We start from the raw sequence: 1,123 nt of genomic DNA, 5'->3' as shown, positions 1-1,123 counted from the left end.
ATAAAGGGAACTGAAGGATCATAAACATCTTTTTTCCATGATTCATATTCATTATGTATTTTTAATTCTAAAGAAATAATACATTGAGAATCTATATCAACAATTTTATATTCTAAATTATCTAAATTTATAATTCATGTTTTCATAATTCATAATTATCTTTTACCCTTTTTTAAGATTTAGGATTACATATTTTTAATGGCAATTCATAAAACAAATATGGGTTCATTGTTTTATGTTTTTAAAATAATTAAAAGTATTCATTTTATTATCTAAAAATTTTAAAAGAATTATTATAATAATCTTTCATGAAAAAAGATTATATTTACATATTTCTTATATCATTTATACCTCATTTAATTATCTTATTATTATCTCCTCCAATATTATTTTGGGATGACTATTCATATTTAGATAATGNNAAACATGCATTATTAAATACTCCATATTTTGAATATTATAGATTTCCANNATTTGGTGGATATTAATTCCAATTTCTTATATTACAAATTTCAATATATTTTTTATAAAATTATTTTTAATTTTTGTTTTTTCTTTATCTACAGTGTTTTTATATAAAATATTGGAAGAATATGATAATAAATGTATAAACTATATTTTGATTTTATTTTATTCATTAAATGGTTTATTTTTAATTTGGGCATTTAGAATTTATCCGGATGTTTTAGCATCTTCTCTCTTAATCTTTTCAATATATTTCTATATAAAATACTTTAAAGATAATAGAGAAAGAAATTTAGTTTTATATTCATTATTTTCAGTTTTATCAATTCTTACAAAATATGAATATGGTTTATGGTTAATTTCTTCAATAATTTTTTTAAAAAATAAGGATAAATTAAAAACAATATTATATTCTTTTCTATTTTCAATCCCATACTTTTTATATAATTTAATATTATATCATAATCCAATATTTATCTTTATTAAACAGGCTGAAATTNNNTATACATATACATCTTATCAACCTCTTTCATTATTCTTCTCTAATTTATTTATATTCTCTTCTGCATATCTATTTTCTTTATTACAGAACCCAAAGAAACTTGAAAACTATAATAGATCTATATATTTATATATAATATTATCAATAATATTTCTC

1 pseudogene is annotated in these 1,123 nt (G+C 18.0%); it reads left to right on the top strand.

Features of this window, described 5'->3' with window-relative positions:
• Window positions 1–463: 463 nt before the first annotated feature.
• Window positions 464–868 (top strand): annotated as a pseudogene (locus LUA84_RS05035) (glycosyltransferase family 39 protein); the annotation flags it as partial.
• Between the last annotated feature and the right edge of the window lie 255 nt (window positions 869–1,123).

It is taken from the genome of Candidatus Nanopusillus massiliensis (genome assembly GCF_920984865.1).
The sequence above is the reverse complement of the archived record's forward strand: the minus strand, read 5'-3'. Positions and strand labels throughout refer to the sequence as shown.